Origin of the sequence: Streptomyces sp. NPDC088730 (assembly GCF_044751215.1) — a bacterium.
In the GTDB taxonomy this organism is placed as follows: Bacteria; Actinomycetota; Actinomycetes; order Streptomycetales; family Streptomycetaceae; genus Streptomyces.
The window spans coordinates 1-12790 of the sequence record NZ_JBIVLK010000028.1 but is presented as its reverse complement, the minus strand read 5'-3'; the positions used below and the strand labels follow the sequence as shown (position 1 = coordinate 12790).

Below are 12790 nucleotides of genomic sequence, written 5' to 3'. Positions count from 1 at the left end.
CCGCGCCGCTGCCGACCGCGCTCACCGAACTGACCGGGGTGCGGTATCCGCTCGTGCAGACCGGCATGGGCTGGGTGGCCGGTCCCCGGCTGGTGTCCGGCTCCGCGAACGCGGGCGCGCTCGGCATCCTGGCCTCCGCGACGATGACCGTGGAGCAGCTGCGCGCGGCGGTCCGCGAGGTCAGGTCCCGTACGGACGCGCCGTTCGGCGTCAATCTGCGCGCGGACGCGGGCGACGCGGCCGAGCGGGTACGGATCATCATCGACGAGGGTGTGCGGGTGGCGTCGTTCGCGCTCGCCCCGTCGAAGGAGCTGATCGCGCGGCTCAAGGACGCGGGCGTCGTCGTCATCCCGTCCGTGGGCGCGAGACGGCACGCGGAGAAGGTCGCCGCGTGGGGCGCCGACGCGGTGATGGTGCAGGGCGGCGAGGGCGGCGGCCACACGGGCGACGTGGCCAGCACCGTGCTGCTCCCCCAGGTCGTGGACGCCGTGGACATCCCGGTGATCGCGGCGGGCGGCTTCCACGACGGCCGCGGCCTGGTCGCCGCGCTCGCCTACGGGGCGGCCGGCATCGGGATGGGCACGCGCTTCCTGCTCACCTCCGACAGCACCGTCCCGGCGGCGGTGAAGGCGAAGTACCTGGCCGCCACCGTCAAGGACGTCACGGTCACCGACCGGGTCGACGGGCTGCCGCACCGCATGCTGCGCACGGAGATGGTCGACTCGCTTGAGCGTTCCGGCCGGGCCGCCGCGCTGCTGGGAGCGGTACGGCACGCCTCCGCCTTCCGGAAGGAGACCGGCGCGAGCTGGCGCGGGCTGATCCGCGACGGACTGGCGATGAAGCACGGCAGGGAACTGAACTGGAGCCAGGTGCTGCTGGCCGCCAACACACCGATGCTGCTCAAGGCCTCGATGGTCGAGGGCCGTACCGATATCGGGGTGATGGCCTCGGGGCAGGTCGCGGGTCTGATCGAGGATCTGCCGTCCTGCGCGGAGCTGGTCGAGCGGATCATGTCCGAGGCGGTGGCCGTGCTGAAGTCGCTGCCGGGGGCTGAACGGAGCTCCTGACGCACGCGGACGCGAGGGGGCGGTCCGGACCCGCGGGCCGCCCCCTCGCGTCGTCGACGACGGCGAACTCGCACGTTGCGGAAGTGCCCGTGGCCGGCAGGGCGCCGGAAAAGTCTGCACCAGAGCGGAATTATGGCTTCCATCACAGCGGTTGCCGCGGTGCTCTGGTGAGATCACCGGATGCTCGGTCTCCTCCTTCGCCTCCTGCCCTTCTGGGTCCGAGAGCCCCTCTTCATCCTGGTCGGGTCCGTCTTCGGCGTACGCGTCATGTATCTCGCCGCTCACGAACAGAGCTGGCCCGCGGCCGCCATCGGCACGGCCTTCCTCGTGTTCACCGTGGTGCGCGTCCACACGGTGGTCCGTGCGTGGCGCGCCCGCCGGAGCCCGGACCAGCAGGCCCCGGCGGACGGCGCCGCGCCGCAACCACTGCCAGTGCCACTGCCGCAGCCCGGAGCCGCACTCGCGACACCGAAGAAGGAACCCAACGCCTGGGGGCAGGCGTTCGCGGCCGTGGCCCTCTTCGGGGCGCTCGCGGCCGCGGTGTGGGTCGCTCCCCACATGACCGCGGACGGCGAGGACAGCACACCCGCGTCCGCTTCCTGTTCGGACAGCGAGGACGGGAAGCTGCCGAAGGCGTACGCCAGGACTCCGGAGGCCGCCACCGGTGACGAACTGTGCGAGGCGCTCAACCGTCCCGACCTGGCAGCGCTCATGGGAACGCCGGACGAAAGGGCGACCTCGGCCACCGGCACCAGCGGCACCTCGGCCCTGACCAGCGGGAAGGTGGCCGAGCCCGAAGCCCAGGTCGAGTTCGACACGTACACCGTGAACCTCTCGGCCACGTACAACGAACTGTCGGTCGCCCAGTACGTGAAGATGAAGAAGGCCGGAGGTGACGACAACAGGACGGAGACGATTCTCGGCCGGCCCGCGGTCTTCACCTCGGATCCCACCATGAAGTTCGAGATCAACCTCGGAAGCGGGGATTCCGGCGGGCCCGTCGAGGAGGGCCCGCTCGCCAGGACGCTGACCGTGGCTCTCGACCGGAAGGACGCGGGCGGCTACTACGACATCACCGTCTGGAGCGAGACCGGTGCCCTCCCGGACGACGGCGTCCTCCTCGACATCGCCGAGGAGGTTCTTCCGGCGATCCCGGGCCGGGCGGCCCGATGAGTCACCCGGCCCGGCCGGTACGTATCAGAGGCGCTCGATGATCGTCACGTTGGCCTGGCCGCCGCCCTCGCACATGGTCTGCAGGCCGTAGCGGCCGCCGGTGCGCTCCAGTTCGTGCAGCAGGGTCGTCATCAGTCTGGTGCCGGTGGCGCCGAGCGGGTGGCCGAGCGCGATGGCGCCGCCGTTGACGTTGACCTTGCCGGGATCGGCACCCGTCTCCTTCAGCCAGGCCAGGACGACCGGGGCGAACGCCTCGTTGATCTCGACGAGGTCCATGTCGTCGATGGACATCCCGGCCTTCTTCAGGGCGTACGCCGTCGCCGGGATCGGCGCCGAGAGCATCCGGATCGGGTCCTCGCCGCGCACCGAGAGGTGGTGCACGCGGGCGCGGGGGGTGAGGCCGTGCTCCGCGACCGCCCGTTCGGAGGCGATGAGCAGCGCGGAGGCGCCGTCGGACACCTGTGAGGAGACCGCGGCGGTCAGCCTGCCGCCCTCGACGACCGGCTTGAGCCCGGCCATCTTCTCCAGCGAGGTGTCCCGGCGCGGCCCCTCGTCCACCCGGACGTCCCCGTAGGCGACGGTCTCGCGGTCGAAGCGGCCCTCGTCGATGGCGTGCAGGGCCCGCCGGTGCGAGCGCAGGGCGAACTCCTCCATGTCCTGGCGGCTGATGCCCCACTTGTCCGCGATGAGTTCGGCGCCGTGGAACTGGTTGACCGGCGCGTCGCCGTAGCGGGCCCGCCAGCCCACGGAGCCCGCGTACGGGCCGTCGGTCAGCCCCAGTGGTTCGGCGGCCTGGCGGCTGGCGAAGGCGATGGGGATCATGGACATGTTCTGGGTGCCGCCCGCGACGACCAGGTCCTGGGTGCCGGACAGCACGCCCTGGGCAGCGAAGTGGACGGCCTGCTGGGAGGAGCCGCACTGCCGGTCGACGGTGGTGCCGGGCACCTCCTCCGGAAGGCCCGCGGCGAGCCACGCGGTGCGGGCGATGTCGCCGGCCTGCGGGCCGACGGTGTCCAGGCAGCCGAAGACGACGTCCTCCACGGCCGCCGGATCGACCCCGCTGCGCTCGATCAGCGCCTTGATGACGTGCGCCCCGAGGTCGGCGGGGTGGACGGCGGACAGCCCGCCCTTGCGCCGGCCGACCGGGGTTCGTACCGCGTCGACGATGTAGGCCTCGGCCATGACTGCTCCTTCGTAAGTAAGATGATGGCGTGTCAGGTACGTGGGGTGATGCCTTCCAGGACCATGGACAGGTACTGGCGGGCGATCTCCTCCGGGCTGTGGGCGCCGCCGGGGCGGTACCAGGAGGCGGCGACCCAGACGGTGTCGCGGACGAAGCGGTAGACGAGCCTGACGTCCAGGTCGCTGCGGAAGGCCTGCTCGGCGACGCCGCGTTCCAGGGTCCGCAGCCAGGCGTCCTCGAACTTCGCCCGGGAGCCGGTGAGGTAGGCGAATCTCGGCTGGGCGGAGAGCCGGCCCGACTCCTTCTGGTAGATGGCGACCGCCGGACCGTGCCGGTCGATCTGCCGGAAGGACTGGGTGACGAGTGCCTCGATGGTCGCGGCGGGCCCGAGTCCGGCGGCGAGAACGGTGCCGTAGCCCGTCCACAGCTCGTCCAGGAAGGCCGAGAGGATCTCGTCCAGCATCGATTCCTTGGAGTCGAAGTGGTAGTAGAGGCTGCCCGCGAGCAGCCCGGCCTCGTCCGCGATCCGGCGGACGGTCGTGGCGTTGTAGCCCTGGGCGGCGAACACCTCGGCGGCGGTGGCCAGGAGTTCGGCGCGTCGTTCGGCGTTGGCGTTCCCGGCGATCGCGGTCACGCCCTCTGGCTGCTGACGGAGACGGTCTCCCCCGTCATGTACGAGGAGTAGCCGCTGGCCAGGAAGACGATGACGTTGGCGATCTCCCAGGGCTCGGCGTACCGGCCGAAGGCCTCCCGTTCGGTGAGTTCGGCGAGCAGCTCGGGGGTAGTGACCTTCACCAGGTGCGGGTGCATGGCCAGGCTCGGGGCGACGGCGTTGACCCGTACGCCGAAGTCGGCGGCCTCCAGGGCGGCGCACCGGGTGAGTGCCATCACGCCGGCCTTCGCGGCGGCGTAGTGGGCCTGGCCGCGCTGGGCGCGCCAGCCCACGACGGAGGCGTTGTTGACGACGATGCCGCCGGTGGCGCGGTCCTTGAAGTGACGCAGGGCGGCCCGGGTGCAGCGGAAGGTGCCGTTCAGGGTGACGTCGAGGACCTTCGACCACTGCTCGTCGGTCATGTCGACGAGATCCGCGGTGCCGCCGAGGCCCGCGTTGTTGACGACGATGTCGAGGCCGTCGTGGCGCTCCGCGGCGAAGCCGAACAGGGCGTCGACCTCCTCCTGGTCCGTGACGTCGCAGGGCAGGGCGGCGACGTTGTCGGCACCGAACTCCTCGGCCAGCGCGGCGGCGCTCTCCCCCAGCCGGCGTGCGTGGACGTCACCGATGACGATCCGGGCGCCCTCCTCCAGGAACCTGCGGGCGGTGGCGCCGCCGATCCCGGCGCCCGCGGCGGCGGTGATCACGGCGGTGCGTCCGGCCAGGAGCGAGTGCCCTGCTACATAGGGCGGCTGGGTGGTCACGGGCGACTCTCCTTGGGCGGGCCGAGGACGCGCTCGGCGGTGATGGCGCGCCGGATCCCGTCGGATCCGGCGTAGGGGGTGCCGGCGCGCGAGAAGAGGAACAGCCGCTGCCGGCCGCGGATCCCGGTGCGGAACTCCTCGACGGTGCTCATGGGCATACGTTAATCTACCAAACACTTGTTAGGGAAGGAGGGGCTGATGTCCGCTGCCCATGACGAACCGGTGCGCTACGAGAAGCGGGGACCCGTCGCGACGGTGACCATGAACCGGCCCGACTACCGCAACGCGCAGAACTCCGCCATGACCTACGCCCTGGACCGGGCCTTCTACCGCGCGGCCGACGACAGCGAGGTGAAGACCGTCGTACTCGCGGGAGCGGGCGGGCACTTCTCCGCCGGCCACGACATCGGCACCCCGGAGCGCGACGCCCATCTCCCCTTCGAGCGCCGGGCGGGGCTCTGGTGGGACCACTCGGACAAGGAGGGTGCGGAGAGCCGCTTCGCCCGCGAGTCCGAGGTGTATCTGGGGATGTGCCGCCGGTGGCGGGAGCTGCCCAAACCCGTCATCGCGTCCGTACAGGGCGCGTGTGTGGCGGGCGGCCTGATGCTGGCCTGGGTGTGCGATCTGATCGTGGCCTCGGAGGACGCCTTCTTCGCCGATCCGGTGGTCCGCATGGGCATCCCCGGTGTCGAGTACTTCGCGCATCCCTGGGTGATGCCGCCCCGGATCGCGAAGGAGTTCCTGTTCACGGGCGACCGCATGAGCGCACGGCGCGCGTACGAGGTCGGCATGGTCAACCGGGTCGTCCCCCGGGAGGAACTGCCCGAGCGGACCCGCGAGCTGGCGCTGCGGATCGCGCAGATGCCGCGCCTGGGCCTCGCCCTGGCCAAGCGCGCCGTCAACCAGGCAGAGGATCTGCAGGGCCTGCACGCCGGTATGGACTCGGTCTTCGGGCTGCACCACCTGGCGCACGCCCACAACGCCGAGACCGCGCCCGACGCGCTGGGCGGCATGGACATCCGGGCGATGAAGGAGGCGGGTGCCTGATGGACCTCGATTTCGACGCAGCCGACGAGGAGTTCCGGACCGAGGTGCGCGACTGGCTGGCCAAGCATGTGCCGGCCGTCCCCCTGCCGTCCCTGGAGACCGCCGCCGGATTCGCCGCCCACCGGGAGTGGGAGGCCACCCTGGCCTCGGACCGCTGGTCGGTGGTGTCCTGGCCGGAGGAGTTCGGCGGACGCGGCGGCTCGCTGCTGCGCTGGCTGGTCTTCGAGGAGGAGTACTACGCCGCCGGGGCGCCCGGCCGGGTCAGCCAGAACGGCATCAGTCTGCTCGCCCCCACCCTCTTCGAGAACGGCACCGCAGAGCAGCGGGCCCGCGTGCTGCCCCCGATGGCGCGCGGCGAGGTCATCTGGGCGCAGGCCTGGTCCGAGCCGGAGTCCGGATCGGATCTGGCCTCGCTGCGCTCGACGGCCGTACGGACGAAGGGCGGCTGGCTGCTCAGCGGCCAGAAGACCTGGTCCTCCAGGGCCGCCTTCGCGGACCGCGCCTTCGGCCTGTTCCGCAGCGACCCGGACGCGGACCGGCCGCACCGGGGGCTGACGTATCTGATGTTCCCGCTGGACGCCGAGGGTGTCACCGTGCGCCCCATCGGGCGGCTCGACGGGAAGCCCGCCTTCGCGGAGCTCTTCCTGGACGAGGTGTTCGTCCCCGACGAGGACGTGATCGGTGAGCCCGGACAGGGCTGGCGGGTCGCGATGAGCACCACCGGGAACGAACGCGGACTCACCCTGCGCAGTCCGGGCCGGTTCACGGCCGCCGCGGACCGGCTGGCCGCGCTGTGGCGCGAACACGGCGATCCGGCCGACACGGCGCTGCGCGACCGGGTGGCCGACGCCGTGATCGGGGCCCGCGCCTACCGGCTGTTCTCCTACCGGGGCGCCTCCCGCGTACTGCACGAGGAGGGCGGGCCCGCCGGGGCCGCCTCCAGCCTCAACAAGATCTACTGGTCCGAACTGGACATCGCCCTCCACGAGACGGCCCTCGACCTGCTCGGCCCGTACGGCGAACTCGCGGACCACGCGGGCGAATCGCCCGCCGGCGGGGCCTGGGCGGAGGGTTACACCTTCTCCCTGGCCGGACCCGTCTACGCGGGCACCAACGAGATCCAGCGCGACATCATCGCCGAGCGGCTGCTCGGCCTGCCGAAGGGACGCCGGTGATGCGCTTCTTCCCCGACGCCGAGCAGCGGGAGTTCGCCCGCTCGCTCGACGCCCTGCTCACCGCCGGCGACACCCCGGCCGTGGTCCGGTCCTGGGCCACCGGAGACCACGCTCCGGGGCGGGCGCTCTGGGCACGGCTGGCAGAGGCCGGGGTGTTCGCCCTCGCGGTCCCGAAGGAGCACGACGGATTCGGCCCGCTGCCGGTCGAACTCACCGTCGCCTTCGATGCGCTGGGCCGCCACGCGGTTCCCGGACCCCTGGTCGAGACGGTGGCAGCGGCAGCGCTGCTGGACCGGCTCGGAGACCCGGCCGCGGCCGCCGCCCGGCTGCCCGCCATCGCCTCCGGCACCTCCCTCGTCTCGCTCTGCCTGACCTCGCTCGGCCCGTACGCACTGGACGCGGACGCGGCCGACGCGGTGTTCGTGGCGGACGGCGACACCCTGCGCCTCGCCGCCGGTCCCGGTCCCGTGCAGCCGTCGGCCGATCCGGCGCGGCGGCTGTCGCGGCCGTCCGGGGGCACGGTCGTCGCCCGCGGGCCGGAGGTGACCGACGCGGCACGGTACGCGGCCGATGTCGCCGCGCTCGCCACGGCGGCCCAGGCGCTCGGGGTCGGCCGCACCCTGCTCGCCCGTACCGTCGCCTACGTCAGCCAGCGCACTCAGTTCGGCGTGCCGATCGGGTCCTTCCAGGCGGTCAAGCACCGGCTGGCGGACACCCTGCTGGCCCTGGAGTTCACCGAGCCGCTGGTGCACGGCGCCGCCCTGGCGCTCGCCGCCGGAGACGACGGGGCGGGGCGCGAGATCGCCGCGGCCAAGGTCACCGCGGGCGAGGCGGCGTACCGGGCGGCGCGCACCGCCCTCCAGCTGCACGGCGCGGTGGGCTACACCGACGAGCTCGACCTGTCGCTGTGGATCCGCAAGGCCCGTCCGCTCCGGGACGCCTGGGGCACCCCGGCCGCGTGCCGGGCCCGCGTACTCGCCGGCTGACCGCACACGCGGAGGACCAGCCGGATGAGGCTGACGACCCGCTGGAACCCGTCGGACAAGAGAGGCCTCACATCATGGACAGCGAAAGCCCGCTGGACTTCACCGGGCGCGTGGTGCTGGTCACTGGCGGCACCAAGGGCATCGGGGCCGCCATCGCCGCGGCCTTCCTCGGGGCCGGGGCGGACGTGGTCGTCTGCGGCCGCGCCACCCCGGACACCCTGCCCTCAGCCGGGGGCCGGGAGGCCGTCTTCCTCGCCGCCGACGTGCGCGACCCGGCGGCGGCGTCCACGCTGGTGGACGGTGCGGTGGAGCGCTTCGGCCGGCTCGACGTGCTCGTCAACAACGCGGGCGGCTCGCCGGACGCCGACGCGGCCACCGTCTCACCGCGCTTCGTCGAGAAGGTCGTCGCGCTCAATCTGCTCGCGCCCTTCTACGTGGCGCAGGCGGCCCACCGCGTCATGCGGGACCGGGGCGGCGGTTCGATCGTCAACATCGGCAGCGTCTCCGCCCACGACCCGCAGCCCGGCACCGCCGCCTACACCGCCGCCAAGGCCGGACTCCTCGCGCTCACCAGGGCGCTGGCCCTGGAGTGGGCGCCGGCGGTCCGGGTCAACCACATCACCACCGGGCTGATCCGCACGCCGGGCGCGGCCACGGTCTACGGCGCGGACGGCGGCGCCTCGGTCGCGAGCGTCATCCCGATGGGCCGGATGGCCGTGCCGGAGGATGTCGCCCAGGCCTGCCTGTACCTCGCGAGCGAGCTGTCCGGATATGTCAACGGGGCGGATCTGGCGGTGCACGGCGGCGGGGAGTTCCCGGCCCGCTACCTCGCCGCGAAGGCGGCCTGCGAACCGGGGTGAGGACATACGCGCCCCCCTCTTCGGCCCCGCGCCCCCTTCTCTCGCCGGGCGGACCGGAACCCGGCCCGCCCACGTGACGCAGACCATCCTCTGTGTCCGCGATCTGCGGGTAGGTCTCCGGTACGGTGTCGAACGCTTCGGGCCGGACGGACCCTGGACGTCCCGAAGCGGTCCGCCGCCGCCGAGTGACCACGGGACACCGACCGGTGCACCCGTGCGACATCGCCCGTCCTGACGCCACGCGCTCGTGACACGACTGGGGAGTTTGATGTTCGAGAAGGTATTGGTCGCCAACCGCGGTGAGATCGCGATCCGCGCGTTCCGCGCCGCGTTCGAGCTCGGGATCTCCACGGTGGCGGTGTATCCCCACGAGGACCGCAACTCGCTCCACCGGGCCAAGGCGGACGAGGCCTACCGGATCGGGGAGCCCGGACATCCGGTGCGCGCCTACCTCTCGGTCGAAGAGGTCGTCAAGGCCGCCCGGAAGGCGGGCGCCGACGCGATCTACCCCGGCTACGGCTTCCTCTCCGAGAACCCGGACCTCGCGGCCGCGTGCGCGGAGGCCGGCATCACGTTCGTCGGGCCGCCCGCCTCGGTGCTGAACCTGACGGGGAACAAGTCCCGCGCGGTCGCCGCCGCCCGGGAGGCCGGCGTACCGGTGCTGAAGTCCTCGGAGCCCTCGGAGGACGTCGACGCGCTCGTCGCGGCGGCGGACGACATCGGCTTCCCGGTCTTCGTCAAGGCCGTCGCGGGCGGCGGCGGACGCGGGATGCGCCGGGTCGCCGCGGCGGGCGAGCTGCGCGAGTCGATCGACGCGGCCATGCGCGAGGCGCGCTCCGCGTTCGGTGACGCGACGGTCTTCCTGGAGCAGGCGGTCATCAACCCCCGCCACATCGAGGTGCAGATCCTCGCCGACGCCGAGGGCAATGTCGTGCACCTGTACGAGCGGGACTGCTCGTTGCAGCGCCGCCACCAGAAGGTCGTCGAGATCGCGCCCGCCCCGAACCTCGACCCGGAGCTGCGGGACCGGATCTGCGCCGACGCCGTCGCCTTCGCCCACCACATCGGCTACGTCAACGCGGGCACGGTCGAGTTCCTCGTCGACGAGCGCGGCAACCACGTCTTCATCGAGATGAACCCGCGCATCCAGGTCGAGCACACCGTCACCGAGCAGGTCACCGGCCGCGACCTGGTCATCGCCCAGCTGCGCATCGCGGCCGGCATGACGCTGCCCGAACTGCACCTCTCGCAGGACGACATCACCCTCAACGGCACCGCGATGCAGTGCCGCATCACCACCGAGGACCCGGCCAACGGCTTCCGGCCGGACACCGGCACCATCTCCGCCTACCGCTCCCCCGGCGGGCCCGGGGTCCGGCTGGACGGCGGCACCGTCCACACCGGCGCGGAAGTGTCCGCCCACTTCGACTCGATGCTCGTCAAGCTCACCTGCCACGGGCACGACTTCACCAACGCGGCCCGCCGGGCGCGCCGGGCCATCGCGGAGTTCCGCATCCGGGGTGTGGCGACCAACCTGCCGTTCCTGGGCGCCGTGCTGGACCAGCCCGACTTCCGGGCCGGGCGCATCACGACGAGCTTCATCGAGGAGCACCCGGAGCTGATCCGGGCCCGCCCCTCTGCCGACCGGGGCAGCCGCATGCTCGGCTACCTGGCCGAGACCACCGTCAACCGGCCCTACGGCCCCCGCCCGTCCGTCATCGACCCGGCGGACAAGCTGCCGGCCCTGCCTGCCGGGTCGCCGCCCGCCGGTTCCCGCCAGCGCCTCGCGGCCCTCGGCCCGGAGGCCTTCGCCGCCGAGCTGCGCGCCCAGGCCGCCGTCGCCGTCACCGACACCACGTTCCGCGACGCGCACCAGTCACTGCTGGCCACCCGGGTGCGGACCCTCGACCTGCTGGCCGTCGCCCCGCACGTGGCGCGGACCGCCCCGCAGCTGCTGAGCCTCGAATGCTGGGGCGGCGCCACCTACGACGTGGCGCTGCGCTTCCTGGCCGAGGACCCGTGGGAACGGCTGGTGAAGCTCCGGGAGGCCGTGCCCAACATCTGCACCCAGATGCTGCTGCGGGGCCGCAACACGGTCGGCTACACGCCCTACCCCACCGAGGTCACCGAGGCGTTCGTCGCCGAGGCCGCGACCGCCGGAATGGACATCTTTCGGATCTTCGACGCCCTCAACGACGTCTCCCAGATGCGCCCGGCGATCGACGCCGTGCGCGCCACCGGCACCTCGGTCGCGGAGGTGGCGCTCTGCTACACCGCGGACCTCTCGGACCCCGGCGAGACCCTCTACACGCTGGACTACTACCTCCGCCTGGCGGAGCAGATCGTGGACGCGGGCGCCCATGTCCTCGCCATCAAGGACATGGCCGGGCTGCTGCGCCCGCCCGCCGCCCGCACCCTGGTCACCGCGCTGCGCGAGCGGTTCGAACTGCCGGTCCATCTGCACACCCACGACACCCCCGGCGGGCAGCTGGCCACCCTGGTCGCCGCCATCGACGCGGGAGTCGACGCGGTGGACGCGGCGGTCGCCTCCATGTCCGGCACGACCAGCCAGCCCTCGCTGTCCGCACTGGTCGCCGCCACCGACCACACCGAACGGGCCACCGGCCTCTCGCTCCAGGCCGTCGGTGACCTGGAGCCCTACTGGGAGGCGACCCGCAAGGTCTACGCCCCCTTCGAGTCCGGTCTCGCCTCGCCCACCGGCCGGATCTACCACCACGAGATCCCCGGCGGGCAGCTGTCCAACCTCCGCCAGCAGGCCATCGCCCTCGGTCTGGGCGACCGCTTCGAGCTCATCGAGGACTGCTACGCGGCGGCCGACCGGATGCTCGGGCGGCTGGTGAAGGTGACGCCGTCGTCCAAGGTGGTGGGCGATCTGGCGCTGCATCTGGTGGGCGCGGGCGTCGAGGCGGCCGACTTCGAGTCCGACCCCGGCAGGTTCGACGTGCCGGACTCCGTGATCGGGTTCCTGCGCGGCGAGCTGGGTGACCCGCCCGGCGGCTGGCCCGAGCCGTTCCGTACCCGCGCGCTGAAGGGCCGCCCTGAGAAGGCGCAGCCGCCGCGGCTGTCGGACGAGGACCGCGAGGGGCTGGAGAAGTCGCCCCGGGCGACCCTGAACCGGCTCCTCTTCCCCGGTCCGACCAAGGAGTTCGAGGCCCACCGCGAGGCGTACGGCGACACCTCCGTCCTGCCGACCCAGGACTTCCTGTACGGGCTGGAGACGGAGACCGAGCACACGGTCACGCTCGACCCGGGTGTCACCCTGCTGATCGAGCTGGAGGCCATCTCCGAGGCCGACGAGCGCGGCTTCCGCAGCGTACTGGCCACCCTCAACGGGCAGTTGCGGCCGGTCTCGGTGCGGGACAGGTCCGTCGCCACCGAGGTCAAGGCCGCGGAGAAGGCGGACCGGGGCAACGCGGGCCACGTCGCGGCCCCGTTCGCCGGGGTCGTCACCCTCCAGGTGGCGGAGGGCGCCTCGGTCTCGGCGGGCCAGACCGTCGCCACCATCGAGGCCATGAAGATGGAGGCGTCGATCACCGCCCAGTCCGCCGGGTCGGTCCGGCGTCTGGCGATCGGCCGGGTCCAGCAGGTCGAGGCGGGCGATCTGCTCATCGAGATCGCCTGACGGACCCCCTGGAGGAGGCCCGCGGGGCACCGGCGCCGGAATCCGGCGGCCGGGTGTCCCGCGGGCCGTGTGCGGTCACGCCTCGTCGTCGTTGACCCAGCTCATGAGCTTGCGGAGCTCACGGCCCGTGGTCTCCAGCAGGTGCTCGCTGTCGGCCTTCTTGTACTCGTTGTACTTGGGCAGACCGTTGTGGTACTCCGCCATCCAGGCCTTGGCGAAGGTGCCGTCCTGGATCTCGGC

Annotated in this window: 11 protein-coding genes and 1 pseudogene; 7 read left to right on the top strand and 5 right to left on the bottom strand. The window is 72.5% G+C overall.

Features of this window, described 5'->3' with window-relative positions:
• Positions 1-8 precede the first annotated feature (8 nt).
• Together ACIP89_RS36885 and ACIP89_RS36880 are read left to right on the top strand one after the other, a co-directional pair.
• Complete coding sequence (locus ACIP89_RS36885) at positions 9-1067, top strand: NAD(P)H-dependent flavin oxidoreductase (protein WP_402118881.1); 1059 nt, start codon at positions 9-11, stop codon at positions 1065-1067.
• 180 nt (positions 1068-1247) lie between these two features.
• On the top strand, positions 1248-2240 hold the full coding sequence (locus ACIP89_RS36880; protein ID WP_402118823.1) for a DUF6215 domain-containing protein: 993 nt from the start codon (positions 1248-1250) through the stop codon (positions 2238-2240).
• A gap of 24 nt (positions 2241-2264) precedes the next feature.
• Here ACIP89_RS36880 and ACIP89_RS36875 read toward each other — a convergent pair whose 3' ends face one another.
• From ACIP89_RS36875 to ACIP89_RS36860, 4 genes are read right to left on the bottom strand one after another with little or no spacing between them, the layout of a single operon-like run.
• Positions 2265-3422 (bottom strand): acetyl-CoA C-acetyltransferase, encoded by a 1158-nt coding sequence (locus ACIP89_RS36875; RefSeq protein WP_401930315.1) that lies wholly within the window; start codon positions 3420-3422, stop codon positions 2265-2267.
• A gap of 32 nt (positions 3423-3454) precedes the next feature.
• Entirely contained in the window at positions 3455-4057 is a 603-nt protein-coding gene (locus ACIP89_RS36870; protein ID WP_401930313.1) for a TetR/AcrR family transcriptional regulator, read from the bottom strand.
• The gene (locus tag ACIP89_RS36865) at positions 4054-4839 is read right to left on the bottom strand and encodes an SDR family oxidoreductase (RefSeq protein ID WP_401933124.1); all 786 of its coding nucleotides are present in this window, start codon (positions 4837-4839) and stop codon (positions 4054-4056) included. The genes ACIP89_RS36870 and ACIP89_RS36865 overlap by 4 nt, the downstream gene beginning before the upstream one ends.
• Positions 4836-4991, bottom strand: a complete 156-nt coding sequence (locus tag ACIP89_RS36860) for a hypothetical protein (RefSeq protein WP_401930757.1) — start codon at positions 4989-4991, stop codon at positions 4836-4838. Before ACIP89_RS36860 ends, ACIP89_RS36865 begins: the two co-directional genes overlap by 4 nt.
• A 46-nt stretch (positions 4992-5037) precedes the next feature.
• Here ACIP89_RS36860 and ACIP89_RS36855 point away from each other — a divergent pair, with 46 nt between their 5' ends.
• From ACIP89_RS36855 to ACIP89_RS36835, 5 genes are all read left to right on the top strand, one after another.
• The gene (locus tag ACIP89_RS36855; protein ID WP_401930309.1) at positions 5038-5886 is read left to right on the top strand and encodes an enoyl-CoA hydratase; all 849 of its coding nucleotides are present in this window, start codon (positions 5038-5040) and stop codon (positions 5884-5886) included.
• Positions 5886-7061, top strand: coding sequence for an acyl-CoA dehydrogenase family protein (locus ACIP89_RS36850; RefSeq protein ID WP_402118822.1), 1176 nt, complete (start codon positions 5886-5888; stop codon positions 7059-7061). Before ACIP89_RS36855 ends, ACIP89_RS36850 begins: the two co-directional genes overlap by 1 nt.
• Positions 7061-8047, top strand: coding sequence for an acyl-CoA dehydrogenase family protein (locus tag ACIP89_RS36845; RefSeq protein ID WP_402118819.1), 987 nt, complete (start codon positions 7061-7063; stop codon positions 8045-8047). The genes ACIP89_RS36850 and ACIP89_RS36845 overlap by 1 nt, the downstream gene beginning before the upstream one ends.
• Positions 8048-8121: 74 nt before the next feature.
• The gene (locus ACIP89_RS36840; protein WP_402118817.1) at positions 8122-8907 is read left to right on the top strand and encodes an SDR family oxidoreductase; all 786 of its coding nucleotides are present in this window, start codon (positions 8122-8124) and stop codon (positions 8905-8907) included.
• A 268-nt stretch (positions 8908-9175) separates the two neighbouring features.
• A complete protein-coding gene (locus ACIP89_RS36835) occupies positions 9176-12550 on the top strand; it encodes a pyruvate carboxylase (protein WP_402118815.1) in 3375 nt (1124 codons plus the stop codon).
• A 75-nt stretch (positions 12551-12625) separates the two neighbouring features.
• Here ACIP89_RS36835 and ACIP89_RS36830 read toward each other — a convergent pair.
• Positions 12626-12790: pseudogene (locus tag ACIP89_RS36830) on the bottom strand (ketol-acid reductoisomerase); the annotation flags it as partial.

Coding starts and splice junctions, on each gene's coding strand:
- ACIP89_RS36850 (WP_402118822.1), top strand. CDS start 5,886: ATGGACCTCGATTTCGACGCAGCCGACGAGGAGTTCCGGACCGAGGTG.
- ACIP89_RS36835 (WP_402118815.1), top strand. CDS start 9,176: ATGTTCGAGAAGGTATTGGTCGCCAACCGCGGTGAGATCGCGATCCGC.
- ACIP89_RS36875 (WP_401930315.1), bottom strand. CDS start 3,422: ATGGCCGAGGCCTACATCGTCGACGCGGTACGAACCCCGGTCGGCCGG.
- ACIP89_RS36880 (WP_402118823.1), top strand. CDS start 1,248: ATGCTCGGTCTCCTCCTTCGCCTCCTGCCCTTCTGGGTCCGAGAGCCC.
- ACIP89_RS36860 (WP_401930757.1), bottom strand. CDS start 4,991: ATGAGCACCGTCGAGGAGTTCCGCACCGGGATCCGCGGCCGGCAGCGG.
- ACIP89_RS36840 (WP_402118817.1), top strand. CDS start 8,122: ATGGACAGCGAAAGCCCGCTGGACTTCACCGGGCGCGTGGTGCTGGTC.
- ACIP89_RS36855 (WP_401930309.1), top strand. CDS start 5,038: ATGTCCGCTGCCCATGACGAACCGGTGCGCTACGAGAAGCGGGGACCC.
- ACIP89_RS36845 (WP_402118819.1), top strand. CDS start 7,061: ATGCGCTTCTTCCCCGACGCCGAGCAGCGGGAGTTCGCCCGCTCGCTC.